Source organism: Tolypothrix sp. PCC 7601, assembly GCF_025677855.1.
In the GTDB taxonomy this organism is placed as follows: Bacteria; Cyanobacteriota; Cyanobacteriia; order Cyanobacteriales; family Nostocaceae; genus Aulosira; species Aulosira diplosiphon.
The window spans coordinates 2,107,440-2,133,929 of the sequence record NZ_CP064879.1 but is presented as its reverse complement, the minus strand read 5'-3'; the positions used below and the strand labels follow the sequence as shown (position 1 = coordinate 2,133,929).

The following is a 26,490-nucleotide window of genomic DNA, read 5'->3' as shown; positions in this document are numbered from 1 at the left end:
AGAGGGATTGATTCGGGGGATTGGGGATGAGGGGGATGAGGGGGATGAGGGGGATGAGGGGGATGAGGGGGATGAGGGAGATGAGGGGGATGAGGGAGATGAGGGAGATGAGGGGGATGAGGGGGATGAGGGGGGATGAGGGGGATGAGGGAGATGAGGGAGATGAGGGAGATGAGGGGGAACGAACACCAATTACCAATTACCCATTACCAGTAAACCAAACCCCAGTTTGAGAAAGCAATATCTACTGTGGCTTGCTAAATATACTGAATGGAGAAAGCAAAAGCTGCTGGTGAGAAAGCAATATCTATTTTGGCTTGCTGAATATACTGAATGGAGAAAACAAAAGCTGCTGGTGAGAAAGCAATATCTATTTTGGCTTGCTGAATATACTGAATGGAGAAAGCAAAAGCTGCTGGTGAGAAAGCAATATCTGCTTTGGCTGACTAAATATACTAAACGGAGAAAGCAAAAGCTGCTGGTGAGAAAGCAATATCTGCTTTGGCTGACTAAATATACTAAATGGAGAAAGTAAAAGCTGTTTTGACTTACTAAATTCGACTTTATGTATTACGCCTGATGTGAATTAGAAACGCCTCTTATTCTATAAGGGTTTCAAGATTCATTCAAAATCATTGTTTTGGAACTACCTACGAAATTTCAAGGGTTTCAAGGCTTAATTCACATTAAACGTGTATTTTTTTGGTGAAGTTATGAGTTATAGCGATCGCCAGCAGTAAAAATAGTATATTTCAATACATTCAAGCCAAGAAAATTAATCGGCAAAAAAACCAAAAAACTATTTACTCAACAAAAAACAGATCAATCCTTTTGGAGGGGGTTTGGGGGACGCAACCGTCCGAAGTTTTGTGGAAGGAAACCTTCCCCACAAACTTCACCCAATCGGGGGTTTGGGGGAGAATCCCCCAATTGAGCTAGCTTTTTACCCAACTGACAAATCAATCACCAAGGATTTTATCTGAACTGTATCATAGTTAACTTTAGAATTTGCTAGTGATTGAATGAGAAGGCGTTAAGGCATTTTGCTTGAGGAAAACACCAAAATTGAGAAGGCTGTAATTTTTAGGCATTTACAATAAGTATTAAATTAGACTTGATAGACATTCTCTTGGGTAACTCTCTCCAGTAAAATATTTGATAAAACTGATACAAGGTTGCAGCAGATGCTCAAGCGGCTTTGGCTATTAATTAAGGATTATATTCAGCAATTATCCGGCAATGAACAGTCTATTTATAATTATTTAACAGAAGAAAAACTAGCAGAAATACGCAGAGAGTTAGAAGATACGGAGTATGAATCGTTATTTATTCAATTATTGGTAAGAGTCAATGATGAAGGCTGGAATCGAGGACAAGTAACAGATTTTTTGGATGCAAATCGCATCAATCAGAGAAATTTAGCCAAATGGTTGCGTGGCTATGGTGAAACCTTGTTAGCTTCACCCAGAGAGAATGATGCTTTAGCGAGTCGGATAGTGCGGTTAGGGGAGTTGGGCGCTGGGGAAGTTAGTGATGTTGCTTATGATATTGGTGTGCGCTTATTAGGGCGGGGGAAAGCAACAAACCAGGTTTTTGGAGAATCTCGCCCAGCAAATGCAGAGGAAGCAAAGGAACAAGGGGACGCAGCAGCTTGGTTTAACCAAGGGAATCAACAATTAATGCATGGAGATTTTGCAGGTGCGATCGCCTCATTGAAAAAAGCTACCAAAATCAACCATAACTTACATATAGCTTGGTTTAACCAGGGAGCAGCATTTTATCAATTACAGCAATTTGAGCAAGTAATTAGTGCTTGTGACAAAGCCATAGACATCAAACCAGATTTTTACCAAGCTTGGTTTAATCAAGCTACAGCACTAGAACAGTTAGGAAGATTCGATGAAGCGATTAGTTCATTAGAAACAGCTATAAAAGTAAAACCTGACTTCTACCAAGCTTGGTACAAGCAAGCTGAAATTTTGAGTCAGTTAAAACGATTTCCGGAAGCGATCGCCTGCTGCGATCAAGCCGTAAAAATCAAACCTGATTATTATCAAGCTTGGTTCCATTGGGGCTATATGTTAGCTCAACAAAGGCAATTTGAACAAGCAATTATTTATTATGACACAGCTATAGCCATCAAACCAGACTACTATCAAGCTTGGGTAAATCGCGGTGCAGCAATGCACGCATTAAAGAAATTATCAGCTGCACTTAGCTCTTATGATAGAGCTATAGAAATTCAACCTCAAGCTTATCTAGCTTGGCACAATCAAGGTAACATTTTAACTGAATTAGAACAGTTTGCAGCAGCGCTGAATGCCTATAATCAAGCCTTAAAAATTGAACCAAATTATTATCAAGCTTGGAATAATAAGGGTTTGGTATTAAGAAAATTGCGGCTATTTCAAGGATCAATTGCTGCTTACGATCGCGCTATAGCCATAAATCCTCAAAATTGCTTAGTCTGGAATAACCGGGGTTTAACGCTGAGTGAAATGGGAGAATATCAAGCAGCGATCGCCTCTTATGACAAAGCTATCAAAATCAACCCTAACAATAAATTTGCTTGGAACAACCGAGGTACAGCCTTATCCGATCTCAAACTATTGGAAGAAGCGATCGCTTCATTTGACAAAGCCATAGAAATCTCCTTTGACTTCTACGAAGCTTGGCTAAACCGGGGGATGACAGCCGGAAATTCTGTGAATTGCGATCGCTTGCTGGCTTTGTTGAGTACAGTAGCAATCCAAAATCCTCAGCTTAACCAGCGAGGCTATGAGGGAGAATTGGCAAGTTATGAGGAAGGGTTAAAGTACTGCGATCAAGACACCCACCCCAAAGGTTGGGGAAAATTATATCAGGCAATGGGTAATGCTCTCTACTTTCGTGGGAGAGCCGATTCTCGTCCCCACAGCTATTGGTACAAAGCTGTTACCAACTATAACGAAGCACTGAAAACTCTCACAGCCGCAGATTTTCCCCATTTGCATCTAGAAGTATTACAGAATTTAATTCGCGTGCAGTTGAATTTGGGGGAAAAGGCTAAAGCCGAAGAACTCAAGCGACGAGGAACGGATATTTTACGGCGTTTATTGGATGAGTGTAAAAGTCCTGAAAAGAAAAAGCAGTTAGCGTTGAAGTTTGCAGGCTTTCAACAGTTAACTGTAGATTTAGCCGTGCAGTCAAGAAACTTGAGTACAGCCTTGGAATTAGCAGAACAGGGAAAAAATGCTTGTATGTCTTGGCTGCTAGATGGGTGGAGTGATGATTCCCCTAAATGGGTGGAGATGAAAAAATTACTCAATCCCCATACTGCCATAGTTTATTGGCATCTCAGCCCAGCCGCCTTACATACTTTCATCTTCCAGCACAATACCCCATCACTCATTGTTTTAGGAGCAAAGTCTCTAACACCAGTGCAACGTCTGCGTGATTTTGAAAGCTGGCTGAAAACTTGGAATGAACAATACGCTAATTATCGCCAAGGTAAAGACAAGCATAGCCAAGATGCCAAAACTTGGCGCGACAATTTACCCGCAATGCTAAATAAACTGAGTGAAATTCTCGATATCAATACTATTGTTTCCCAAATCCCAGATATTACCCAGTTAATTCTCATTCCTCACCGCGACTTACACCGCTTTCCGCTGCATACGCTATTTCCAAGAGAATTCACTATCAGCTATTTACCCAGCATTCAATTAGGCTTAATCTCCCAAAGCAATGAAAATCAGCTAAGTAATCAGCTACTCAGTATCGAACATCCCAACAGCGCAGGTTATCCCGAACTAGAATTTGCTCAAGTTGAATCACAAGCGATTTGTCGCCTCTTTCCCCACAACACCCGTAAGCGTTCTGAGGAAGCGACAAAAGATGCAGTCATTAATGCTTTGCCCCAAGGCTACGGTATTCTACACTTTAGCGGACATGGCGAATACAATTTCCACAATCCAGCCTTATCTCACTTAGCCTTAGCAGATAAAGATAAACTGACTCTCACAGATATCCGCGATTTTGATTTACGCAGCTATCAACTCGTCAGCCTAGCTGCTTGCGAAACGGCGATTACAGGTAATCACACCATCACCACAGAATATGTTGGGCTTGTCAGTGGTTTTATGAGTTGCGGCGTGGCTTCTGTTGTCAGTACCCTGTGGACAGTAGAATCAGCTGCTAGTGCTTTAGTGATGATTCAGTTTTACCAACGCTTACAACAAGGTAAATCAAAGGTAGTGGCTTTAGCGGAAGCTACCCAATGGCTGCGGAATGTCACTCACGATGAACTAGCTGCATGGTATGCAGAGGAAATTGCTAAACTCCCAGAAGAAGAAGGTATTTTGCGCCGTTTTTTATTACGTCATTTAAATAATCTTCAGAATCAACTAGAACCTAGTAATCAACCCTATAATCACCCGTACTTCTGGGCAGCTTTTACAATTACTGGTATCTTTCCAATACTACTCAGTTAAGCGTTTTGATTTCAAAATTGGTTTTGGAGAAAAGGTTAAAGGTTAAGGGTTAAATGTTTTTTCTTTCCCTTTTCCCATTCCCCTGCTAGAAGTTAAGACCATTCATTGGTGCGTTACGCTTTCAGCTAACGCACCCTACCAAAACTTGTCCAATGAGATTGAATTAAGCTGCTTTTAGAATAATATATTCATGGCATGAATTAGGTTGATATCGTGAGTTTTGATAATGTCTGTAAATTGCTTGCAGAAAAATATCCAGAAGATTTTGTCCGGTGGTTAATTGCTGAAGAATCTACCAATATTAAGGTATTAAAAACTGAGTTAAGTTTAGAACCAATTCGTGCAGATTCTGTGACTTTTCTCCAAACTGGCAATCAGATTTTGCATATTGAATTTCAGACTTTAACACAGTCTAATCCTGCAATTCCTTTCCGAATGTTGGATTATTCTGTGAGGTTAAAACGTCAGTATAAGTTTCAAGTTGTACAGGTAGTAATATTTTTGCAGGAGACGGATGATGAAATTGCTTTTACTGAAGAGTATGTGGATGATACAACTATACATCGCTATCGTGCAGTAAGAATGTGGGAGCAAGATTCCAGCTTATTTTTGGGTAATAAGGCATTGTTACCTTTAGCACCTTTGTGTCGAACTGATTCACCACGAGATTTATTATCGCAGATTGCTCAGGAAGTCGCTAAAATTTCAGATAGAGAGACAAGGCAAAATACAGCAGCCTACACCGAGATTTTAGCAGGTTTGCGATTTGATAAGGGTTTGATTCGTCAGTTATTAAGTGAGGATATTATGCAGGAATCGGTTATTTATCAGGATATTTTTCAGAAGGGAGATAAAATAGGTGAGGAACGTACAATCATACGCCAGCTTAATCGACGTTTTGGTGAAATAGATTTGTCATTGATTGATCAGATTAAACTGTTACCTATTGAAAAACTAGATACTTTGGCTGAAGCATTACTAGATTTTTCAGCTTTATCTGATTTAGTTGCTTGGCTTGAGCAAAATACAAGCAGTTAAGTAATCGTAGGTAAAATTTTGGTTTCCGCATAAATGTTAGATGTTTGTAGGGTAGGCACAATTAGATCTTTCGTTCCAAGCCTGATAATAATAGTGCCCACCCTATGGTTTAATGGGGACTGGTCGCAGCAATGTTGTTAATAGCATTCAACATTGTTAAAGTTTACAAGTCTCGGCGCGAGAGAAGAGATGGCACACACACCCAGCCCCCACCAAAGTCATGATGTTCTCCCTCCCCTCTAGCTACTGTTGCAGGAAGGTGTCCTTCGGGAGCATGAATATCAAAAGTGAGGTCTGTGTAGTAAAGCCATTTCCCACCCATCGTCGTTACGGCTTTTTCTTGGAATCCCAGCTTTTGATTAATCTCCTCTAAATGTTCTACGATTTTCTTGTGTATAACTGTCTCATACGTCCGCCAGCCGATGCGATCGCCTAACTTTGTGTAGTCTTTTGCCACACTTTCCCAAATGAGCTTCTGCACACTAAAGCCAAAGCGTCCATCACTGTATTTAACCCACAGTTGGTCAATGGTGCGTAAGTCAGTGGAAGGAAAGTTTTTTATCGATTCGGGATCAAGCCAGAGTTTTTGTTCTCTGTCAACAACTTTTAGCATCACTTCCAGAGTTTCTTGATCTGCTTCTTCCCACTTTCTAGCTTTGAGTAAATCGCGCAACCGCGTATAGTCTATACCCTTCTCAGAACTGAGATCATTATTCTGCTGCGTTGGTTTTTTTGTGGTTGTTTGAATAGATTGTTGTTCTTGTTGCTGCTTCTTGGCTTGTTGTTGTTTCTGGTACTCTGCTCGTTTTATGGTTAAAAGTGGTGCTTCAATTCGCTCTACATCTTCATCGTTGAGTCCTAAAGACTCTTGAAACTGTTTTAATCCATTGCGGACATATTCATCTAGCGGGTATTGCGCTTTAATTGCTTTTATAAATTCCTGCTCATAATACTGCAGGCTATTTTCATACTCTTCTTTTTCTTGTTGTTTCTGTATCTGAACCTGTTTTCGATATTCCGCTTTTTTAGCAGATGTAATCTCTAACTCAATTGGTGCAACATCCTCATCTCTAAGACCTAAAATATCCTGCTGATAATCCTTCAATATCTTACGAGTATGTTCATCCAAGGGATATTTTTGCTCAACTACCTCAACAAAAGCTTGTTTGTAACTTTCCAAGTTGGCAAAGCGTCTGCGTAAAGGCTCTAATACTTCGTTTTCTATTTGCTCGGCTTTTTCATCTGTAATTCCAGATGTTTTCCGTTTCGGCTTTAATATTAAGTAGGAAAGTTTACTAAGTTCACCATTTTGGGCATATTGTTCAACCAGTTTGCGATACTCTGATTCTGGATTTTTAGGGGCATAAGCCAATAATATATTGAATCCTTCCTTATCCAGAATGATGTCTGGTGTCATCTTCGGTTTTACCGCTTGGACTTTTGCCTTAGCGTAAGCGTGCAGTTCCTGCACATGAATATTGCCATCGTTATCTGTGTCTGCTGCGCCCGTCTCAATTCCCTCAACTAAATATTGAGTGTAGAGCGAAAGTGTTGAACCTTCTTGTTCAAATGAAGTTTGAGTTGCACTGGAAGATGTGAGAACAACTCGCCCCTCCGCGCCTAGCTGCTTTTTGATATCTACACCGATACTTTTTGTCTTCCAACCTTGAGCGATCGCACCACTGTAGCAAGCATCTAAAATCAAAACTTGCCGTTTAGCATAGCAATTGTTTGATTGCCCTCGGATAAAACTTGCGTCTACAGCAGTAGCTTCAAAATCGTCTTTTGCTGTATTTCGAGTCGCTAAATAGAGATGATCTTCATCATTAGTAATACCATGACCAGAGAAAAAGAATAATACTAAATCTTCTTTAGAAGCTTCTCTAAACAGCTTTTGAATTGCCTTTCGCATGGCGATCGCATCGGGATTCAGCAGCCGTTCTACCTGTTCAAAACCTCCCAGGTTTGGATCTTGTAAAACTCGCTGCATAGCTTCGACATCATTGAGCGCAGATGACAGGGGAGGAATACCTTGACTGTACTCACTGACTCCAATCAGTAGTGCTATCTTAGCCATTTCCACCACCCATTGCGGCTAACAGGTCTTTTGCTATTCTTTCACCTTCTAGTAGCTCTTTTCGGCTTTTAGCTTCTATGTTGACTTCTTTATCTCCAGCTTTGACAGTAATTTTCATTGGTTTGTCACCCAGGCGATCGCTCAGAAAGCTTAAAAACCCTTTGACATTCTTGAGACTCACCTCAGCCGTCAACACACCGATCAAAGTAGCAAATCCTGGCTTGCTTCCTGCTTCTGGGTTCACATCTTCCGCGCGATCAGCTTTCTCCACCTCATCCAGTTCCCGAATTTCCCGTAGCAGCTTGCTAGCTATTTTTTGCCTTCTCTCATCATCTAACTCTGGGTCATCAACAGCAAAAGTAAATTTAATAGTTGGTTTACCTGTCATCGTCAACTCCAAGGTTCCCTTATCTACGTGGTGATAAACTACACCTTCAAATTTTAAGATTTCGTATCAGAATAATCTAATTAAAATTAACAAATTACCGTGCTCGCGTTACTGTCAGTTTGGGTAAGTAGTTAAACAAAATTAATTACAAAATGTCATTGCGAATGGAGCGGAGCGGAATGAAGCAATCGCAAGGGTTGAGATTGCTTCTCTTCGAGACGCTGCGCGTTAAGCGAAGCTATGCCGAAGGCTTTACGCTGCGCTCGCAATGACTGTAATTAATTTTGCGTGGTTACTTATAGGCTTGATTTTTGATGCGCTAACCTATATAGTTCTTTTCTCATATTTCGCTGCTAAATTACTTAAAGTACCAACGCGGTTAGTAAATGAGGTGTGTTGTCGTGTAGTGCAACGCACCCTTTGGGTTCAGTATTCGCCTGCGGAGGAAAACCCACACGCAGCACTGCTTTACTGTCAACCATTCTAGGTGCGTTAGCCTAAGGCATAACACACCCTACGTCAAATTTATATTTTGTGATAAGTATCGAATTTTTTTATTGACTGAATTACTGGTATCCTTCCATCATGCAACCAATAGAAGTATCTGAACTAAAAGCCTTTATTTTGGCACTATCCCAACTTGATACCCCATTACCAGATGATATCCAAGCCAAGGTAAATACAATTAAGATTCCTGGGGATATTAGTAAACTGTATGCGATCGCCACTAGTTATCCACCCCTAGCCACAGCATACAATCAAGTCTGGGATAATTTAGATGCGATCGCCAAAGTCCGCAGTAAAGGTATTGATAGCATACCTGAGTATGTTCCTGAATCACTCAATACGGAAATTGACAATTCTTCTATAGAAGTTGCTGCGGCGTTAGTGCAGTTAGACAAAAAAGTAGATCGTAATAAATTGGCAATCTTATCTAACCAAATATTTCAGGCGTTAAATTCTGTTAAAACAGCAAAAGATGTCATCTCAACTATTCTTTCTCAATAGTTAAGCATTTTGAACTACAACCTGTTGCAGGTTAATAAAATTCACAGATAAGGGCACAACAATGTTGTGCCCTTATAATCATCTCTACTTCACGGAGCGAAAATCTTTTATATGAGTCCACAATATGAGTTAATTTACCCAACTATTGATTTATTTCTGTATAACCTGAAAGAAGGTTTAGGACAAGATGAAGCCAAAATTTCAGAAAATCGTCGACTATTTTGGCAAAAAATTTATGGGAGCCAGTTAGACAATCGGCAACTAGAACAACTCCAACAAGCTGAAATTGATGGTTCTGATTATCATGAGTTACTGAGTAATCCCAAGATTATTCCTTTTAAATCACCGCTAGATGGTTATTATTACCCCGTACAATTAGGCGATACTTACGGACTCCAAATAGACTGCACAGCTAATTACATCAAAGATTATAAATACTCACCTCAACCTGTTAGCTGTTTGCAAAAAGTACAAACAGAAATATTCTCTAAAATTAATACCCAAGAAGGTAAACTTGGTCAAACTTGGTTCGTTTGGGGTCAACTAGCGATAGATAACCAAGATGCAGCAGCTACTGCTCAAGCTTGCTACGAACAATTAATCTTAGACTCAGAGCAGAATTGGCAAGCTGATTTACGAGGAAGAGGAGAATTTTTTGGCGGAACTATATTTGAACTTTGGCGGCTTCCTTCTGAAGTGCAGCAAAGTGAAGGTTATCACCTGTTAATCTGTTTATTTCCCTATCAACTAAAAACCGATGCTATTAGAGAAGCCAATCAAAAGCTATATCCAGAATTGATGCAATTATTTAGATATAGAAATAAAGTTATTTGGGCTTATCATCAAAGTCGCGCTATTAAAAGTAATTTAAAAACAGTATCTCAAGTCTCTCAAGGTATAATTAATAATTTAAATCAAGAATCTCAAAAACCCAAAATTGATATTAGTAATTTACAAAATATCCTTAAACAAACGCCAGAAATATTGTTAAGATATACATATACTAATAACTTAAGTTATCTAAATGACCAATATAGAACTGTTGAGATTAACATCAGTAATTATCAAAAACGCTGGCAAAAGCTGCTAATATTAGAAGCTAATAGTGATTGGCAATTTTTGCAAGCATTTAGTGAATTTGCTCAAGAGAAATTTTTAGTCCAAATCGAAACAGACCAAGCTTACTACAGCCCTGGCTTAAATTTAGTCGAGAATTATATCAAGACCATCCAAGGAATAATTGACCTAGAACAAACCAAAAGCGATCGCACTCTCAACACTACCATTGCGATCGCAGGTATCGGGTTAGCAACCAGCCAAATCGCTTCTGCTGTCATCTTGGCAGAAATCCCCAAAGACCAAAACCCTACTTCCTACCAAACCACAGCTTTTAGCCTCAGTTTAGGTATAGGCTTGATTTTTGCTGCTCTAACCTATATAGTGCTTCGCATCTTTCGCCGCTAAATTACCGAATGTACCAATGCGGTTATTTCATCTTCTAATACTTTTCGGTTAAGGGGGAAAGGGAAAGAAGATACCTTTAACGCTTGTCCCTAAACTAAATTAGGAGTCCAAAATACTTAACTGAGTAGTATTGCTTATGTCCCAACGCAGAATCCAAAGTATCTACACCGATGGCGCTTGTACAGGAAATCCTGGCCCTGGGGGTTGGGGTGTAGTCGTTTATTTCAATGATGGCTCAATTCACGAAATCGGCGGCGCATCATCCCACACCACCAACAATAAAATGGAAATGCAAGCTGCGATCGCAGGTCTGCAATTTTTGCAAACATCTGGACAAACTCAACCTATAACCCTTTATACCGATAGCGAATATTTAATTAATTCCGTTACCAAGTGGATCAAAGGCTGGAAACAAAGAGGTTGGAAAAAAGCCGATGGTAAACCTGTGCAAAACCAAGACCTGTTAGAAACTTTGGACGAACTTAATAGTTATATAGTAAAGTGGGAATATGTCAGGGGTCATTCTGGTAATGTAGGTAACGAGCGCTGCGATGTCATTGCTCGTACTTTTGCTAGTGGTAGAGTTCCAGATCTTAAACAATCTTTTACCACAGATGCCGATCAATCTTTACCACAAACTAATCAAATAAATGTAGCAAAAGTAACTGAATCTTCAGCAACCTCTACAATAATTGACACAAGGACACCAGAAAGCAGTACTCTTGCATCAAATATAACAATTATGGAGCCAACTATCACAAACTCTACTAATCCAATTGAAGATAAGCCACCAGCCCTGAGGGTAGAACAACTGCGTGACTTAGTTGAAACCCTACGGATTGCTGATGAAATCGCCACCAAAGGTTATTTAATCACCAGTTCCGAACTTGCAGACCTCATGGATGTTCACGCTAGCGCTGTCACCAGTCGCGGCGACCAATGGCGCTGGCGCAACTGGATAGTTTCACGGGTAAGACGCGAAGGTAATCAAATTCTTTGGGAATTGGAACGTGGTGATCAGGTAGGAGGTGAGGAGGAGTAGCGGGGATTGGGGATTGGGGATTAGGGGACTAGGGATTGGGGATTGGGGACTGGGAAGAAATAATTGTGATCCTTGACCCTTAACCCTTGACCCTTAACTATACTTCCTTCCCCGCCACTCTTTAGGAGTGCGGAATGCAGATAGAAAGATTCGCAGCACAGCTAGAGGATCGGCTAGGGGTGAAAGCCAGAATAACCAGCCGCCTTTAGCAGTTGTGCGATCATAGGAAGGTGCGATCGCCAGTAACATTGCAAAGCGAATTACTAACAGAAATATATTTAGTCCTAATAACAAATTCAAAGGAAGCAGGGAAGGCTGGGGAAATAGGAGAGCCAGCAAACCGTAACTAAGTAAAATTAGTAGGGGTAAACCTTGCACTGCTGAAAGTAGCCATAAATCTCCCCAAATCTGAGCGCGGGGTGATGCGTCTTTTAAGTCGAGGCTGCGTCCCCATTCTTTCCATGTCTCGATTGCACCCTCATACATCCGCACCTTTAGCACCTTCGCGCCATCTAAAAAGCCTACTTTAAAACCTTGAGCAGCAATATATCGAGCTAAGGTAACATCATCACAAAATGAACCACTAGCGCTGGTATAACCATCTACAGCAGCTAAAACCGAACGCCGACATAAAAAGCATTGACCATTAGCCATTACCCTTTCTGGCTGTTCTGTATTCACACCAGCCGGATCGAATCGATACAGCAGAGTCATTAACAAAGCAGGCTGTAACAAACATTCCCCTGGATATTTAAGAATAAACTGAGGTGAAAGCGATACCAAGTCATAACCTTGGGCTTTGGCTGTCTGCACTAAACCAGCAACTAAACCAGGATGGGGTACAGTATCAGCATCCATCCCTAAAAACCATTCACTCTCTGAGGAACTCTGCAAAAAGCCATTATGTAACGCCCAAGGACGACCAACCCAACCAGGGGGTAGAGGATCGTCTGTAAATACACGAAAACGGGGGTCTTGCTGTTGCGCGGCTTTGACTAATTCTGGCGTACCATCTTGCGACCTGCTATCTACAACGATCGCTTCCCTAACTTCATAACTTTGTTTACTTAACCCAGTTAACAACGGGCTAATACGCGCAGCCTCATTCAGTGTTGGCACCACAACGCTGACATTACCCAAAATATCCGGTGTCGGCTGTTGTGGTTGAATCGGCGGATGGCGTGTCGGCCCTTTAAATAATCTTGAAAGTAGAATCGCTGTTGCTGGTATTTGCAGTAATAGTAATAACAGCGATAGGTTACTAACTAAAATCAAAGCATCATCTCCTAGGGCATGGGGTATTGGGTATGGGGCAATTCAATTTTGGATTTTGGATTTGCGATTTTGGATTAAGTTTGAATCCAAAATCTAAAATCTAAAATCTAAAATTCCCCAGTCCCCAGTCCCCCAAAACTACTTCAAAGCAACTTTGACATTTGCCACTGAAATTTCCTGAGTTGCAGGTTCGATCGCCACAGATTGTCCATTTGAACCTTGCCACCAAAGTGCTACAGCTGGAGCAACACCTGTTAAAAAGCCAAGCAATACAGGGATAGAGAAGCCAGCAGCCAAACTCATCACCGTAGCAAAGGTGAAATTGCCTAAATAAACTATCAAAGGCAAATTGAGTTGCGATCGCTCTAATTTAATGGGGTTGTTTCTCCAGAGGAATGCTGCCACAGTCATAAATAGCGCCCCTGTTCCCATCCAGCCAGCAAAGTTTTGGTAAGGCATACCAAAGAATGGGCCTGGTTGTTGCCAATACCAGAAGGGGAGAGAGGTTTGGCTCATTGCTGGATCTAAGACAAAATCCCAAGAGGTCAATAATAAAGCACCTAATGCGATCGCACCTATATGACGCAACAAGCTGGGCTTTTTGTCTACTTCTAAGCCAGCACGTGCTAACAGGTAAGAAACACATCCCACATAAAACCACGATAAGGGAATTGTGAAGGGAACTAAACCAGCAATTTTATAGCCCAGTCCACTGAGGTAACTATAGTGCCCAAAAGGAAAGCCAGTGCTGGTTCCCGACAGTTCGCTTCCTAAGGAAATAAACACTGATGGCAGCAAAAATGCCAAAGCGCGACCCAATCCCAACGTCCGGTAGGCATACAAAAAGACAGCCGCTGCGCCCAAAATCATATAAACAACACCGCCTCCAGCCATACTCCACTGCATGGCGGTTTGCCCAACCTCAGTTAGGTTCATAATAATTTCCGCATTCGGCACAACTAGTAGTATGCCTACAAGTCCAAACACCATCGACACGATATGACCAATCAGGCATACGCGCTCAACAATAACAAGTTGTCTCATGATAATTCCTTAACAAGATGTGACACGCGGCTACTCGGCTGCTAACAGTTTACAAATGTTTAAGAAAAAATTTAACTAGTTTGTCTGCAAATTCTCTGTGAACTTGCTGTGATGTTGTGGCAACAACATCATCAACAATGGCTGAAAGCCAGAACATACAAGCAATTTTGCAGGTTTGGTACCTGCTAACCTTTTATTCAAATCCTGATGATTATATTGTGGACACTACCCAACCTCAAGTTATGGTAATGTTACAAGATGTCAGCCAGAGCATCATCAACGATTGTTAACAGCTAGAAAACATCAGATGATAGAGTTATAGTCTACGGCATGAGATTAACAATCTATACGTTTGACTCAAATGTTTCTCGATTGTGCTGTGCGATCGCTCCCAACCATAAACCCATATAGTCCTATCATCAAAGAACAAATTCGGGAGATATATCGATAAAAAACTCCCAAAACCTCATCCCATCAAGTCTTTTGTTATTTCATTGAGTTGAGTAATAATGGTTTAACTTGCTACCAAAAACCTAACCCATGTCGATTTTGCAACGCATCCCTTGGGTTTCCCTAACACTATTATTACTGAGCTACAGCACCCTAGGCTGGGTCATATCCGAGACAAAAGCCCCTTTATTTGTCTGGGCAATAACTGTGCTTGCTATCTTACTGTTTGTGGGAAGCTTAACCGTTCCCTGGACAAATTTGGCACGATTTTCTAGTACTGTATTTAAATCTAGTACCAGGACTTTTGTATTCTCAGTTTTCGCAGCATTCTTGTTTTTTGTCATGCTTGCTTGGTTTCGGATGTTCCTTGACACTTTACTAATTATTGCTGCCGCTATCTTAGCAAGGATAGACTTTCAAGCAGCAGGTGTGAAGGAAGGACAAGCTTTCTGGCTAACATCTCTACTTTCATTGGCGGGTGTCGCTTTAGGTGCAACAACGCAAATGCTATTTGTGCGCCACGTGTTAATTCGTTAAGTTGGCTCAGTTAAACAACTTCACAGTTCATTCAGTATAAATTTTTAAGGGTGGGCAATGCCCACCCTTCTTGCTAGCTAGCGGTTGCTTCAGCAGCCGCAGCAGGTGCATAAACACTAACTTTTTTACGAGTTTTACCTTTTCTTTCAAAGGTAACAACGCCATCAATTAAAGCAAACAAAGTGTCATCACTACCAATGCCAACATTGTTACCAGGGTGGAATTTGGTACCGCGCTGGCGCACGAGAATGTTGCCTGCACGAACAACTTGACCACCGTAGCGTTTTACACCTAGACGTTGAGCATTAGAGTCACGACCGTTGCGTGTACTACCTGTTCCTTTCTTATGAGCCATAATTTCCTTTTTTGACCTAACTGTTATTGATTATTCAGCAGCGGTTTCTTCAGCAGAAGTCTCTTCAGCAGCTTTTGCTTCTTCCGCTGCTAGGACTGTACCATTGAGGTTAATAGAATTAATCAACAGTCTAGTGATTTCCTGGCGATGTCCGCGTTTTTTGCGGGTTTTCTTTTTCGGCTTCATTTTGTATACCAGGACTTTACGACCTCTGAGGTGTCGTAGTACTGTCCCTTCTACAGTCGCCCCTGACACTAATGGCTGTCCAATGTTGACTTCGCCATCGTGCTGTATGAGTAAAACCTTATCTATTGTAACTTTCTCATCAGGTTGGGCAGTCAGTAACTCGATATCGTAAAAGCGACCAGCCTCAACTTTAAGTTGTTTGCCGCCAGTTTCAATAATTGCGTAAGTCATGAAATTGTCCTTGAGGTTGCCGTACAGGTATCTGGCTAATCTCTGTTGTGGAGATGCGATTTAGCGCTTTCGCCAGCTTTTGTAGGATGTCTACCTGATCCGAGCAGGAATTAGACAGACAATCTAAAATCATATTTGATGAACTGCTATAGAGTCAACACCCACAACGGATTTTAGATTTTGCGTTCGCGTAGCGTGTCGTTGGCGCAGCCTCTCGTAGAGAAGACAAAAGTTGCGTGCGGGGGTTCCCCCCGTTGAGCAAACTTTTCAAGACGGATTTTAGATTTTGGATTAAAAGTCTTGTCTGCAAGGACTTTTGACTAATTGCTGTGTAGGTAAGCCAAAAAATATCAGATTTTTTCCAAAAATTTTGAGTTAATTGTCGAAATTGAGATTTGTGCTGCTGTAGTTAGGTGAGACACAGAACAGCACCGACAAGTCTGAGTAACTAGAGATGTTGCTCAGATTTTCTCTATGTAATGGCACTTTATTGAATTTTTGAATGAATAACTAAACTTTGGGGTATCTTTAATGCCCAAATTATAGAATTTAAATGTGTGAAACATTAATTTAACGATTAGCAAATACTAATAAGAAACAACTACCATTTAATAAAGCTGTAATCACAGCACCAATAATTACACCTTTCATCATTGCTAGGCGCTGTTGTCTTCTGAGCAAAATGCATAAAGGGATGACATATAAAAGCTGCCAAATAAAAAATCCCCAACCGCCAATCAGCCAAACACCTAAATAACTATAATTAGCATAGCCAAATATTTGAGCAGCGAGTAAACCTACTCCAAATATGATGCCTACTGCTATCAAATGCAAACCAAATAAAATTAATATTCCTAAAAAAATCTGTAAATTTTCATTCCTTTGAGACATTAATTGAGTCCTGTAGATGACACTTGATAAATTAGATTTACGAATTACGATGATTCACTAAATGGTAGCCAGCGCTGCCTTCGCGATAAAACATATTAAATGTATCAAATGGAATAATCCTACCATCTGGATGCACAATATGAATACAAGACCGCTTAACAGAACGGACATCAAAGTTAAAAGCATCAAGAAACTGCACAATCATTACCCGAAATACATTGGAGTAGTTAATACCTTCTGGTACAGCAATCATTGGCAAACAACACAAAAGCTGCTTGAGCGATAAAGCGGCAGATTTGGGTGAATGACTTGTTGAAAATAATTCAAATATTTGTTTTTTCAGTTCTTCATTTTGTTCATAAAGCACGCTATTGGGCATAATTTTCACAAAAACATCTGGATTAATTAACCCAGTTAATGGTATTACTTGACCATTTAGTTTTAATGCATAAGTCATAGCTAAAGAATCAGGATGGCAGGGAACAGGGAGAATATCTTCAGGTTTAAAATAAGGACTCTGTTCTAAAATGGAGCGTCGGACTTCGGTTAAAGTATATCTATCTCGTTTAGGGTCAAATCCTTCTAATCTTCCTGCTGCTTGTATTGGTTGAAATGTCACGCCTCGAATACATTTCTGCTGCAAAGCATACTCAATAATTTTGCCAATCTCACAATCGTTCAGTCCCTTTTTGAGAGTGACAACTAAAGTTGTAGAAATATTATATTCATTGAGATGCTCAATTGCTTTTTGCCTAACTGCCCGTAAATCTGCACCGCGTAACTCTTTTAACGCGTCTAATTCAAAGCTATCAAATTGCAAATATATCTCAATTCCTGGCATATATTGGCTGAGGCGATCGCAAAAAGATTTATCCTTAGCAATCATTACGCCATTGGTATTGATCATTAAATGCTTAATCGGCTTAGTTTTGACAATATCTAAAATTTGAAAAAACTCAGGATGAATCGTAGGTTCACCACCGCTTAACTGCACTATCTGCGGTTCTCCTTCATTGGCGACAACCGCATCAATCATCTTTTCGATTTGCGCTAGACTCCGATGCAGTCTTGGTTGATGGGAGATTTCTGAAAATTCTTCTGCACCAGAATCGGCATAACATATTGGGCAAGAAAGATTACATTTATCTGTAACTTCAATTAATGTTAAACAGCTATGCTGTTCATGATCTGGGCAAAGTCCGCAATCATAAGGACAGCCATATTTTATGGGTGTATTAAACTTTAATGGCATATCTCCAGGTTTGATAAACTCTAGAGATTTTTTATAGTATTCAATATCATCCGCGATTAAAACTTCTTCTCGTCCGTGGGTGGGACAGTGTTTTACTAAGTAAACACAATCATCCTGAAATATAATTTTTGCTTCTACCTTGACTAAACATTTTGAACAAACACTATTAGTTAAGGCATAAAAGAGATAATTACGAGTAGGCATAATAAATAAATTTGTAAGTTGTTACTAGGCTAAACGCGATGCCAAACAAGCAAGATTTATGGATTTCATATAGCGTACTGAAAAACTATTTTTATTCAGAGTTTCTGAATTTAAAGGTAAATCAGTTGTGAAATTGAAATATCTGAGAGATGGTGTGGCGATAATACACAATAGTTAATAAACAAGCCACTTGAATTGCACTTAAGCCCCAGAAAGGATGAAAATCAGGTTTAATGAAATCTACCAGAAAACGAAAGCTAAAATAAGAAATTAAATAAAATTTAAATAAATCACCATTTTGATATTGATAGCGACTGCGAAATTGCAAAAATATAATTAGCAACCCTAAAAATAAGATTTCATATAACTGTGTGGGATGGCGGAAAATACCATCGCCAAAATCTATACCCCACGGTAATTTTGTGGCGATTCCATAAGTGCGATCGCTCAATCCCGTGAGAAAGCATCCAATTCTACCAATGGCTGTGCCAACAATCAGAGGATAAACAAATACATCACCTGTAGACTGATGAATGCCAATAATTTTTTTAGTAAGTTCTACACCAATTAACCCGCCTAAAAGTGCCCCAACGACTGTTTTACCCTGGAGTAATAGTAATAGAAACTGCTGTTGATTTTGCCAAATCAAATCAATATGTTCCACCCCTACCAGAAGTTTTGCTCCCATTAAAGCGCCTATCATACCGCCAACAATTACAGAACTGCGCTGGCTAGGTGCGATCGCATCTTTGCGAAGCCGAAATATTAACAAACGAAATGCTACTGCATAAGCTAAAGATTCAAATAAAATATGAGGATGAATTCGCAAAGAACCCAACCAAATATAAACAGGGAAATTCAGCATAATTTGTAATTATATTCAGCACTTATGCCATAGCTTTTACACTGATAAATATAGCGAAATTTATCTGCGTTCATCTGCGTACCCTGCGGGTTCGCTATTAGGCGTTCTCGTAGAGTAGCCGCTACGCGTCTATATCCTCTTTTATCTGCGGTTAATTTTTGATTCAAAACACTTCTACTTAACAGATTAAATTCTCTAATTCCCTTGTGAATGTGGCAAAATGCCCGCCTGAGAGTACAACGCCTACTTCAGCAACATCATGATTTCGTCACACCAAGCTAGCCAGCCCATTTCGTAGTGAATTCCTTTCAGCAACGTCATGTACTGGAACTTGAGGGTATTTGATAAATCTTGCGGATTCTGGAAGTACTGGTTCTGAATTTCTTGATAGATTGCTAATCGCTGCTGATGTTGCCGACGATGCACTTCCAGCTTGGCTACTATCGTTTGCTGCGGTACTAGATGCCCAGCATAAAGTTTTAACAGCAATTCATCTTTGAGGGGTGCCATTTCCTCAGATTCAGCAATCCACTCACATAACTGCTGTTTACCTAACGCCGTCACACTATATATCCGTTTGTCGGGTCGATTTTCTTGCTGTACAGATTCAGCTTGCAGCCATTCCTTTTGTTCTAAGCGGTTCAGTTCTCGATAAATCTGTTGAAAACTGGCACTCCAGAAAAAACCAACCGACCCTTCTACCGAGGGGTTAAAACGCTTGGCAAGGTCATAGCCGCTACTAGGGGCGCTAACTAAGACCGACAAAATGGCATAGGTAAGAGACATGGGTAATGGGTTGACATATTCACTTAGTTGAATATAACTTAGAATATATATTCAATTAAGTGAATAATATATTAATTGAATATTTAGCTGACACAAAGCAACACCATCAACAACTCTCAAGAGGGTAGTGCAATGAGTTATTCAATTTATCAAATTAATTTGCCCGAAAGTCCCGAGGCTGTTGTCTTTGTCAACGGCATCATAGCGCGCGATTCTCCATAGGAGAGGCTACGCCAACGCATCGGCTTTTTCTGGATGTGGAAAAATTTATTTTGGATAAGTAGTTCAACTACCAAAGCTGAAGGTTGCGTACAAGTTAAAGCGGGAATTTGTTCCGCCAACGAAGTGATTATGGTTAGCTACTGGCGTTCCGCCCATGACTTGAAACAGTTCTTCCGTGGTGAACCCCATCGGCGGATGATGCAGTTTATCAGCAAAAATCCCAACAGTTTGTGTTTGTATAACGAGACATACCAACCACAGCACAGTGGCAAATACAGCCATGAACCTCAAGCAATGGCAAGGCTGTACCCAAGTGTAGCGAAATGAAAAACTCCACCCACAAGGGGATGGAGTTTTTGGGCATGGGGAATCGGGCATGGGGCATGGCGAAGAAATTACCAATGCCCAATGCCCAATGCCCAAAGCGGCGAGGCGCGCACCTTACGAACCCAAAAGAGAATACAGTTTCCCGCCGCTTTCAAAAAAAAGAGGTGGTTAACCCACCTCTATCATCTAACCAGGAAACCCAAACTTCTAAACTAGAACCTTCGCCAAAATCGGTTCTACACTCTTAGCAATTTCTGGGACGTAAACCTGGGAAACATAGTCAGCAATCATCCTATCGGTGTTAAATAGTGGTGCATTGGTTTTAATTGATGTCTTCATCATCTGCACCCAACCCGAGGAAACACCTTGAGAATTTTGGTTATAGTACAAAGGCACAATTTCTTGTTCTAATAGCTGATAAAGCGATTGAGAATCTATGCGATCCTGTAATTCTTGATCACTAGTATGAGCATCTTCACCGATAGCCCAACCATTAAGCCCTTTACCATCGCTTCCAGCTTTGTAGCCTTCACACCACCAACCATCAAGGACGCTTAAATTTAGTCCACCGTTAAAGCAGACTTTTTGTCCACTGGTACCTGATGCTTCTAGAGGACGACGGGGGTTATTTAACCACACATCCACACCTTGCACGAGTTTTTGTCCGGTGTAAATGTCGTAATCTTCAATAAAGGCGACTCGATTACTCAGCCCGGAATTTCGGCACCATTCCATCAATCGTTGGATAATCCGCTTCCCTTCTTCATCCGCAGGGTGAGCTTTTCCTGCGAAGATAATTTGGACTGGATTTTGAGCATTGCTAAAAATCTTCTTCGCCCGTTCTGCATCTCGTAAAATTAAATCTCCCCGTTTGTATGGGCTAAAGCGGCGGGCGAATCCAATCGTTAACACATCAGGATCAAGCAGGGTATTAGTAGATTCAATAAAGTTGTAATCTTCTCCCAGTTGTTCCCTGGCTTTCCTAACTTTATAACGGGTGTAAGCGATGAGTCTTTCTTTGAGGACGCGATGTCGCCACCACAGTTCTTCATCAGGAATCTCGTCAACTTTTGCCCACATTTCCGGCAACATGGCGCGATTTTTCCAATCTTCGCCCAAATACTGATTGTACAAGTCACCTAATAAAGGCGCAGTCCAGGTAGGTGCATGAACACCGTTAGTAATGTAACCAATAGGAACCTTATCTTCTGTATGTTGTGGATAGAGGACAGTCCACATTTTGCGGGAAACTTGACCGTGTAATTCACTTACACCATTGCAAGCACGAGTCATCCGCAAAGCTAAAACCGTCATTCCGAATGGTTCCCAAGGATCACCCAATCTCCTTGCACCTAATGCCAAAAATTGCTCGCGGGAAAGTCGCAACTGCGGCCAGTATTGAGCAAAGTAGGAGTCGATTAAATCTGGAGAGAAGACATCATGTCCGGCGGGAACAGGGGTGTGGGTGGTAAAGACACAACGATTCCGCACCGCTGCTTCAATGTCATAGAAAGATTTGCCAGTCTTTTCGATTTCTAATCGAGCAACTTCTAATGTACAGAAAGCGGCATGTCCTTCGTTGAGGTGATAAACAGATGGTTGAATACCTAAAGCATTCAAAGCACGCACACCACCAATGCCTAATACTACTTCTTGGGCGATACGAGTTTCTAAGTTACCGCCGTAGAGGTGTCCAGTTAGCCAACGGTCAATGGGGTCATTGTCTTCGCGATCGCTATCGAGTAAATATAAAGTTACTCGCCCGACTTGTACCTGCCAAATTTGGACTTTTACTTGCCTTTGACGAACATCTAGGTGAATAATCAACGGTTCCCCATTTTGAGTTTTTACTAACTCAATGGGCATGTGTTGGAAAGGGTTATCAATATAATAATCTTCTTGCCAACCGTGACGGTTCAAGCGTTGACGAAAGTAGCCTTGGCGATATAACAAGCCTATACCCACCATTGGTACACCCAAATCTGAAGATGATTTGAGGTGATCCCCAGCCAGAATTCCTAAGCCACCTGAGTAGACTGGTAAGGATTCATGAATACCAAATTCCGCACAAAAATAAGCAATAGGATTGTCTTTGCTAAGTTGCGGTGCAACGCCGCTTACCCAAGTATCTTTTTGCAGCAGATATTGGTCAAACTCTTTTGCCAAGGCAGAGATTTGCTTCAGATAAAAAGGGTCTTCTGCTAATTGGGTGAGACGTTCATAACTTGCTGATTCTAAAATCGCCACTGGGTTATGCCCACAGCGTTCCCATTCTTGGGGATCGATAGTTTGGAATAGAGCAATGCGATCGCCACTCCAACTCCACCAATAGTTATAAGCCAAATCTGCCAAACGCTTTAACGGAAAAGGTAACTTTTCGCTTAAGCGTAGCGCTGCGGTCATTGCACTACTATTAGCCATAAATTCTCAGTTCTCTGCTATTTTCCCTAGTTCACTTCACATCTGCTTGCGCGTAACTGCTATTCAGTTCGATTACAACGGCGACTTCATCGATCAATTCTCCCGGAAGTCGAAGCAGTTACTCAAAAATTAAACACAATTCTAGTGAATGGTTTTTATTGTTTCTACGATTACAAAATTATCTCTGTTTTTGTGATTTTTTTATATCAATTTCAATCACATTTTTTTAAACAAAATATTTGATGTTTAACATTTATTTATAAACTGCAATAATTCACTACAAAAAATGTTAATTAATTCCGAAAGTCAATATCTGTATAGACTCTGTTCTTTACAAAAATAAGTTTGAACCGAGAATAACTGTAATTTTACTGTGATTTATAGCCAACCTAATGGCTTTTAAAGGCGCAATGAATGAACATATATTCATTTTGTAAAAATACGGAAGGTGAATAGTGGATTTTGATACTGGATTGCGAGCGATCGCCTTCACAACTCCATCATTGCACTTCAAAACAGAAAACTTCGCACTCCAAAGTCAAGCGATCGCCTTCACAATCTCATCATTCCACCTCAAAACAGGAAATTTCTCGTTCCAAAGTCAAGCGATCGCCTTTACAACTCCATCATTCCACCCCAGAACAAGAATATTCTCGTTCTAAAGTCAAGCGATCGCCTTCACAACCCCATCATTCACCTTTAGAACAGGAACATTCTCGTTTGGAACAAGAACGTTCTCGTTTAAAACACGAAAATTCTCAATTGGAACTGAAACATTCTCGTTTGGAACAGGAAACTTTGAGTTCAGAACACGAAACTTGGAGATTAAAGCTTGATTGATGAGGCTGAGAACTTAAATTTTACTTTTCTGAGGCGAGGCGATCGCTAAGAAATGCTAAATTGTCACGCACAGTAATAGTATTGGGATGATTTATCCCTAAAGTCTGCTCACAAATATCTAAAGCTTGCAGATACAGGGGTTCGGCTTCGCTGTATTTTCCTTGGGATTTGTAGAGTGTAGCCAGATTGTTGAGGCTAGCAGCAACATCTGGATGTTTGTCACCTAGCAAGCGTCGCATGAGTGACAAAGCTTGCTGGTACAGGGGTTCGGCTTCGCTGTATTTTCCTTGGGATTCATAGAGTGTAGCCAGATTATTGAGGCTAGCAGCAACATCTGGATGTTCTTCACCCAGCAAGCGTCGCTTGAGTGACAAAGCTTGCAAGTACAGGGGTTTGGCTTCGCTGTATCTTCCTTGGGATTTGTAGAGTACAGCCAGATTATTGAGGCTAGCAGCAACATCTGGATGTTCTTCACCCAGCAAGCGTTGCCTTAGTTCTAAAGATTTTTGATACAGGGGTTCGGCTTCGCTGTATTTTCCTTGGTAGTAGTAGAGTGCAGCCAGATTATTGAAGCTAGTAGCAACATCTGGATGTTCTTCACCCAGCAAGCGTTGCCTTAGTTCTAAAGATTTTTGATACAGAGGTTCGGCTTCGCTGTATCTGCCTTGGGATTCATAGAGTAATGCTAGGTTATTGAGGCTAGCAGCAACAGCTGGATGTTCTTCACCCAACAAGAGTCGCCTTAGTTCTAAAGATTTTTGGTACAGGGGTTCGACTTCGCTGTATCTGCCTTGATAATCGTAAAGTAATGCTAAATTGTTGAGGCTGGTAGCTAAATCTCTCTCTAAACCTAATTCTTTTTGCAATTCTACAGCTTTGCTTAAATACTCAATGCCTAATTCTTGCTCTTTCTTATAATCTTGACACTCACCCCGGTCGAGTCTTTTTCTATAAATATCTCCTAAGCTAAAGTATAAAGTCGCTAAATTTACATCCTTAACACCACGCTGTTCTAAATTTTGAATAAACCCTTGTAAATCTTCTATAGGCAACAAATAATCATTGTCATCATCAAAACCAGAAATTTCATTATCCCGGAAAGCAAAACGAATCGCTTCTAAATCTCTACCAGCAACAGTATTTTTTCTTCTAGACACAAACCGAAAAACACCATTGCGCCAACTCCAAAAATCAGGGGCTTTTTTAATTAACTCAACTAATATTTGATTAGTCACCCACAAGACAATGGCAAAAGGAAATGCCCTCAAAGCTTCCCTAGTCCACTGTAAATAACCGAAAAAAACCTCTTGTTCCGAACGTTCCTTGCCCAGTTTCAGAAAATGAAGCTGTTCTGCACCAGTCACCGTAATTACTGCTGGTTGATTTTGCTGCAAATACTCTTCACTTCTGACTAATTGAGAAATAGCAGCCGTCAAACTCGGCTCATCCCTTGCCAATGTCACCCGATAACAACGGATTTCCGGCTGTAATTCTGCTTCATACTCAGCAATAATTTCATCCCGAAAACTAGCATCATCACATACAGCAATTAGCAAATTTAACCGATTGGCTTTAGCCTCAATAGAAATAGTTAAAGAATCATAAGCATCTCTGTTGTCATCATCTGTCAGTAAATCTTCATTCATCATTAATTAATCATCCCCCTACGTCTCAAAGTTTCTACAAGAATGGGGTGAATATCATACCAAGTCTCATCATTACGATATTCCAATATATACAATCCATGCAGTAATTCTAAAAACTCTGACTGCTTGACATCTTCAGGCTCAAAATTATGATAAGTAGTTGCCAAAATTCTCAAATCTTCTTTTCCTAAGCGCAGAGAAAGTTCATTCCGAATTTCTTTAATTGCTTGTTCTATAACTTGGTCATCAATTACAATTCTTTCTTCTGGTTTACGCCTAATCAGTCGTAAACAAATAAGGCAACATACATTAGCCAGACGAATCAACTCCCGCAACACTCCACCACTGTAAATAACAATCTTCTCTGTAGCTGATTTGTCTATTAATTCACTAGAAATTCGTTTTTGTAATATTTCACATAAAATATCTGTTGCTTCCCGTCGCGGCTTACCATCAGGCAAGCGATTCTCACCCTTTGTAAAAATTTTTATTACAGGCATCACCACAATTCTGTAGTTACTTTCTGCTTTAATAATTTCCCAAAGAAAAGTATTGCACATTACCGCAATAGGGACAGTATAAATAATCCGAATATTCGGTTGAAACAGAGATTTAATATTGTTGCCATAAATTTCATTGACTCTTGCTAAATCTAGTTTATCTAAGTCATCAATGATCACTATAGTTTCTTTTTTAGTAGCTACTTGAATCAAGGCTGCAATTTCATTAATCCGAGCAACTAAATCAGATATTTTGCCTTCAAATTCCTGTTTAATTTCTTCTCTAACTTTGGCATCAGCTTTTAATTGAGCTTTAATAAATTTGAGTAAATTAAAACCAACTTCCAGCCCACCTCCTAGCTCTACCTCTGTAGTCCGAGTGCGAGTTGCAAACCACCCGTAGATTTGAGCTTTAGTAGTGTTAGGGATTTCTACTTTACGTGCTTCCGCCTCAAACATTAAATCAAGCGCGATCGCAAACAAAATATTAATATGATTAACAGCCGACATTTCAATACTGTCAGCAATCGAAAATACAACTACAAAATAATTATCTTTAATTTGTCTACTTAATTCAGCTAATAAAGAAGATTTACCGCATCCCCGATGTCCAGTAAATACAATCTTCGCATCACCATTAGGACTATATTCAATGTATTGAATTAACTTCTCTATAGAATCATTACCATAATCAACTCTAAAATTATCTGTTTCCTTCTTTTCCAGTAAGGGAAATAATTCGAGATTGTTATATGCTTGCTTAAAAGATTCTTGTAATTCGCTAGACATTGGCTTTGACAAAATAATATTTTTACTGCCTATTTATATTAATGCCTACCTAGCCCTAACTCAAAAATCTGTTTACCATCTCTCTACATTTCTAGCGTAAACAGAAAATCTCATCTTCTTCCATTCTAACCCCAAAAAAACAATACCCCTCTCCGCCGCCGGAGAGGGGTTAGGGATGAG

General features: G+C 40.4%; 25 protein-coding genes. 11 read left to right on the top strand and 14 right to left on the bottom strand.

Going from position 1 to position 26,490, the window contains the following annotated elements; genetic code table 11:
• The first annotated feature begins 7 nt into the window (after nucleotides 1–7).
• The 4 genes from HG267_RS08925 to HG267_RS08910 all read left to right on the top strand — a co-directional run bounded on the left by HG267_RS08925 (nucleotide 8) and on the right by HG267_RS08910 (nucleotide 5,510).
• Complete coding sequence (locus HG267_RS08925) at nucleotides 8–139, top strand: hypothetical protein (RefSeq protein WP_263420039.1); 132 nt, start codon at nucleotides 8–10, stop codon at nucleotides 137–139.
• A gap of 90 nt (nucleotides 140–229) precedes the next feature.
• The gene (locus tag HG267_RS08920) at nucleotides 230–535 is read left to right on the top strand and encodes a hypothetical protein (RefSeq protein WP_045872982.1); all 306 of its coding nucleotides are present in this window, start codon (nucleotides 230–232) and stop codon (nucleotides 533–535) included.
• A 649-nt stretch (nucleotides 536–1,184) separates the two neighbouring features.
• Nucleotides 1,185–4,472, top strand: coding sequence for a CHAT domain-containing protein (locus HG267_RS08915; protein ID WP_045872981.1), 3,288 nt, complete (start codon nucleotides 1,185–1,187; stop codon nucleotides 4,470–4,472).
• Nucleotides 4,473–4,685: 213 nt separating this feature from the next.
• The gene (locus tag HG267_RS08910; RefSeq protein ID WP_045872980.1) at nucleotides 4,686–5,510 is read left to right on the top strand and encodes a DUF4351 domain-containing protein; all 825 of its coding nucleotides are present in this window, start codon (nucleotides 4,686–4,688) and stop codon (nucleotides 5,508–5,510) included.
• 163 nt (nucleotides 5,511–5,673) lie between these two features.
• On the opposite strand, the gene HG267_RS08905 is transcribed toward HG267_RS08910, so the two are convergent.
• Both HG267_RS08905 and HG267_RS08900 read right to left on the bottom strand, forming a co-directional pair.
• Nucleotides 5,674–7,587, bottom strand: coding sequence for a caspase, EACC1-associated type (locus HG267_RS08905; RefSeq protein ID WP_045872979.1), 1,914 nt, complete (start codon nucleotides 7,585–7,587; stop codon nucleotides 5,674–5,676).
• Nucleotides 7,580–7,975, bottom strand: coding sequence for a hypothetical protein (locus tag HG267_RS08900; protein WP_045872978.1), 396 nt, complete (start codon nucleotides 7,973–7,975; stop codon nucleotides 7,580–7,582). The genes HG267_RS08905 and HG267_RS08900 overlap by 8 nt, the downstream gene beginning before the upstream one ends.
• Before the next feature lie 585 nt (nucleotides 7,976–8,560).
• Here HG267_RS08900 and HG267_RS08895 point away from each other — a divergent pair.
• From HG267_RS08895 to rnhA, 3 genes are all read left to right on the top strand, one after another.
• Entirely contained in the window at nucleotides 8,561–8,983 is a 423-nt protein-coding gene (locus HG267_RS08895; protein WP_045872977.1) for a hypothetical protein, read from the top strand.
• A gap of 111 nt (nucleotides 8,984–9,094) precedes the next feature.
• The gene (locus HG267_RS08890; RefSeq protein WP_045872976.1) at nucleotides 9,095–10,447 is read left to right on the top strand and encodes a hypothetical protein; all 1,353 of its coding nucleotides are present in this window, start codon (nucleotides 9,095–9,097) and stop codon (nucleotides 10,445–10,447) included.
• A 136-nt stretch (nucleotides 10,448–10,583) separates the two neighbouring features.
• Nucleotides 10,584–11,489 carry a ribonuclease HI gene (gene rnhA, locus HG267_RS08885; protein ID WP_045872975.1) on the top strand — a complete coding sequence of 302 codons (906 nt, stop codon included), beginning with the start codon at nucleotides 10,584–10,586 and terminating at the stop codon, nucleotides 11,487–11,489.
• A 93-nt stretch (nucleotides 11,490–11,582) separates the two neighbouring features.
• Here the strand turns inward: rnhA and cruG are convergent, their stop codons facing one another.
• Together cruG and cruF are read right to left on the bottom strand one after the other, a co-directional pair.
• Nucleotides 11,583–12,764: a 2'-O-glycosyltransferase CruG gene (gene cruG / locus HG267_RS08880; RefSeq protein ID WP_194007724.1), complete on the bottom strand. Its 1,182-nt coding sequence runs from the start codon at nucleotides 12,762–12,764 to the stop codon at nucleotides 11,583–11,585.
• Nucleotides 12,765–12,902: 138 nt separating this feature from the next.
• Nucleotides 12,903–13,808 carry a gamma-carotene 1'-hydroxylase CruF gene (cruF, locus tag HG267_RS08875; protein WP_045872973.1) on the bottom strand — a complete coding sequence of 302 codons (906 nt, stop codon included), beginning with the start codon at nucleotides 13,806–13,808 and terminating at the stop codon, nucleotides 12,903–12,905.
• Between the two features lie 540 nt (nucleotides 13,809–14,348).
• Here cruF and HG267_RS08870 point away from each other — a divergent pair.
• Entirely contained in the window at nucleotides 14,349–14,795 is a 447-nt protein-coding gene (locus HG267_RS08870) for a hypothetical protein (RefSeq protein WP_045872972.1), read from the top strand.
• Nucleotides 14,796–14,868: 73 nt separating this feature from the next.
• Here the strand turns inward: HG267_RS08870 and rpmA are convergent, their stop codons facing one another.
• The 7 genes from rpmA to HG267_RS08835 all read right to left on the bottom strand — a co-directional run bounded on the left by rpmA (nucleotide 14,869) and on the right by HG267_RS08835 (nucleotide 19,565).
• Nucleotides 14,869–15,150 (bottom strand): 50S ribosomal protein L27, encoded by a 282-nt coding sequence (gene rpmA, locus HG267_RS08865; RefSeq protein WP_045872971.1) that lies wholly within the window; start codon nucleotides 15,148–15,150, stop codon nucleotides 14,869–14,871.
• Between the two features lie 30 nt (nucleotides 15,151–15,180).
• Nucleotides 15,181–15,567 carry a 50S ribosomal protein L21 gene (gene rplU, locus HG267_RS08860; RefSeq protein WP_045872970.1) on the bottom strand — a complete coding sequence of 129 codons (387 nt, stop codon included), beginning with the start codon at nucleotides 15,565–15,567 and terminating at the stop codon, nucleotides 15,181–15,183.
• Nucleotides 15,548–15,700: a hypothetical protein gene (locus tag HG267_RS08855; protein WP_155539512.1), complete on the bottom strand. Its 153-nt coding sequence runs from the start codon at nucleotides 15,698–15,700 to the stop codon at nucleotides 15,548–15,550. Before HG267_RS08855 ends, rplU begins: the two co-directional genes overlap by 20 nt.
• 437 nt (nucleotides 15,701–16,137) lie before the next feature.
• Nucleotides 16,138–16,458 (bottom strand): hypothetical protein, encoded by a 321-nt coding sequence (locus HG267_RS08850; protein ID WP_045872969.1) that lies wholly within the window; start codon nucleotides 16,456–16,458, stop codon nucleotides 16,138–16,140.
• 37 nt (nucleotides 16,459–16,495) lie between these two features.
• Nucleotides 16,496–17,914, bottom strand: a complete 1,419-nt coding sequence (locus HG267_RS08845) for a radical SAM protein (RefSeq protein ID WP_045872968.1) — start codon at nucleotides 17,912–17,914, stop codon at nucleotides 16,496–16,498.
• A 121-nt stretch (nucleotides 17,915–18,035) separates the two neighbouring features.
• The gene (locus tag HG267_RS08840) at nucleotides 18,036–18,776 is read right to left on the bottom strand and encodes a prolipoprotein diacylglyceryl transferase (RefSeq protein ID WP_045873030.1); all 741 of its coding nucleotides are present in this window, start codon (nucleotides 18,774–18,776) and stop codon (nucleotides 18,036–18,038) included.
• 246 nt (nucleotides 18,777–19,022) lie between these two features.
• A complete protein-coding gene (locus tag HG267_RS08835) occupies nucleotides 19,023–19,565 on the bottom strand; it encodes a PadR family transcriptional regulator (protein ID WP_045872967.1) in 543 nt (180 codons plus the stop codon).
• Nucleotides 19,566–19,820: 255 nt separating this feature from the next.
• Here HG267_RS08835 and HG267_RS08830 point away from each other — a divergent pair, with 255 nt between their 5' ends.
• Nucleotides 19,821–20,114 (top strand): monooxygenase family protein, encoded by a 294-nt coding sequence (locus HG267_RS08830; protein WP_228045319.1) that lies wholly within the window; start codon nucleotides 19,821–19,823, stop codon nucleotides 20,112–20,114.
• Entirely contained in the window at nucleotides 20,111–20,362 is a 252-nt protein-coding gene (locus tag HG267_RS08825; protein WP_155539510.1) for a hypothetical protein, read from the top strand. The genes HG267_RS08830 and HG267_RS08825 overlap by 4 nt, the downstream gene beginning before the upstream one ends.
• Here HG267_RS08825 and glgP read toward each other — a convergent pair.
• Nucleotides 20,322–22,535 carry an alpha-glucan family phosphorylase gene (glgP, locus tag HG267_RS08820; RefSeq protein WP_045872966.1) on the bottom strand — a complete coding sequence of 738 codons (2,214 nt, stop codon included), beginning with the start codon at nucleotides 22,533–22,535 and terminating at the stop codon, nucleotides 20,322–20,324. The two genes, HG267_RS08825 and glgP, sit on opposite strands and share 41 nt — an antisense overlap.
• Before the next feature lie 462 nt (nucleotides 22,536–22,997).
• On the opposite strand from glgP, the gene HG267_RS08815 reads away from it, so the two are divergent.
• Nucleotides 22,998–23,375, top strand: a complete 378-nt coding sequence (locus HG267_RS08815) for a hypothetical protein (RefSeq protein WP_045872965.1) — start codon at nucleotides 22,998–23,000, stop codon at nucleotides 23,373–23,375.
• 20 nt (nucleotides 23,376–23,395) lie between these two features.
• Here HG267_RS08815 and HG267_RS08810 read toward each other — a convergent pair whose 3' ends face one another.
• Entirely contained in the window at nucleotides 23,396–25,024 is a 1,629-nt protein-coding gene (locus HG267_RS08810; RefSeq protein ID WP_045872964.1) for a tetratricopeptide repeat protein, read from the bottom strand.
• Nucleotides 25,024–26,310, bottom strand: a complete 1,287-nt coding sequence (locus tag HG267_RS08805; protein ID WP_045872963.1) for an ATP-binding protein — start codon at nucleotides 26,308–26,310, stop codon at nucleotides 25,024–25,026. The genes HG267_RS08810 and HG267_RS08805 overlap by 1 nt, the downstream gene beginning before the upstream one ends.
• Between the last annotated feature and the right edge of the window lie 180 nt (nucleotides 26,311–26,490).

What these genes read in the sequence shown, in the direction of transcription:
- HG267_RS08915 (WP_045872981.1), top strand. Translation starts at nt 1,185, where the DNA reads ATGCTCAAGCGGCTTTGGCTATTAATTAAGGATTATATTCAGCAATTA.
- HG267_RS08905 (WP_045872979.1), bottom strand. Translation starts at nt 7,587, where the DNA reads ATGGCTAAGATAGCACTACTGATTGGAGTCAGTGAGTACAGTCAAGGT.
- HG267_RS08900 (WP_045872978.1), bottom strand. Translation starts at nt 7,975, where the DNA reads ATGACAGGTAAACCAACTATTAAATTTACTTTTGCTGTTGATGACCCA.
- HG267_RS08895 (WP_045872977.1), top strand. Translation starts at nt 8,561, where the DNA reads ATGCAACCAATAGAAGTATCTGAACTAAAAGCCTTTATTTTGGCACTA.
- HG267_RS08890 (WP_045872976.1), top strand. Translation starts at nt 9,095, where the DNA reads ATGAGTCCACAATATGAGTTAATTTACCCAACTATTGATTTATTTCTG.
- rnhA (WP_045872975.1), top strand. Translation starts at nt 10,584, where the DNA reads ATGTCCCAACGCAGAATCCAAAGTATCTACACCGATGGCGCTTGTACA.
- cruF (WP_045872973.1), bottom strand. Translation starts at nt 13,808, where the DNA reads ATGAGACAACTTGTTATTGTTGAGCGCGTATGCCTGATTGGTCATATC.
- HG267_RS08870 (WP_045872972.1), top strand. Translation starts at nt 14,349, where the DNA reads ATGTCGATTTTGCAACGCATCCCTTGGGTTTCCCTAACACTATTATTA.
- rpmA (WP_045872971.1), bottom strand. Translation starts at nt 15,150, where the DNA reads ATGGCTCATAAGAAAGGAACAGGTAGTACACGCAACGGTCGTGACTCT.
- rplU (WP_045872970.1), bottom strand. Translation starts at nt 15,567, where the DNA reads ATGACTTACGCAATTATTGAAACTGGCGGCAAACAACTTAAAGTTGAG.
- HG267_RS08855 (WP_155539512.1), bottom strand. Translation starts at nt 15,700, where the DNA reads ATGATTTTAGATTGTCTGTCTAATTCCTGCTCGGATCAGGTAGACATC.
- HG267_RS08850 (WP_045872969.1), bottom strand. Translation starts at nt 16,458, where the DNA reads ATGTCTCAAAGGAATGAAAATTTACAGATTTTTTTAGGAATATTAATT.
- HG267_RS08845 (WP_045872968.1), bottom strand. Translation starts at nt 17,914, where the DNA reads ATGCCTACTCGTAATTATCTCTTTTATGCCTTAACTAATAGTGTTTGT.
- HG267_RS08835 (WP_045872967.1), bottom strand. Translation starts at nt 19,565, where the DNA reads ATGTCTCTTACCTATGCCATTTTGTCGGTCTTAGTTAGCGCCCCTAGT.
- HG267_RS08830 (WP_228045319.1), top strand. Translation starts at nt 19,821, where the DNA reads ATGTGGAAAAATTTATTTTGGATAAGTAGTTCAACTACCAAAGCTGAA.
- HG267_RS08825 (WP_155539510.1), top strand. Translation starts at nt 20,111, where the DNA reads ATGAAAAACTCCACCCACAAGGGGATGGAGTTTTTGGGCATGGGGAAT.
- glgP (WP_045872966.1), bottom strand. Translation starts at nt 22,535, where the DNA reads ATGGCTAATAGTAGTGCAATGACCGCAGCGCTACGCTTAAGCGAAAAG.
- HG267_RS08810 (WP_045872964.1), bottom strand. Translation starts at nt 25,024, where the DNA reads ATGATGAATGAAGATTTACTGACAGATGATGACAACAGAGATGCTTAT.
- HG267_RS08805 (WP_045872963.1), bottom strand. Translation starts at nt 26,310, where the DNA reads ATGTCTAGCGAATTACAAGAATCTTTTAAGCAAGCATATAACAATCTC.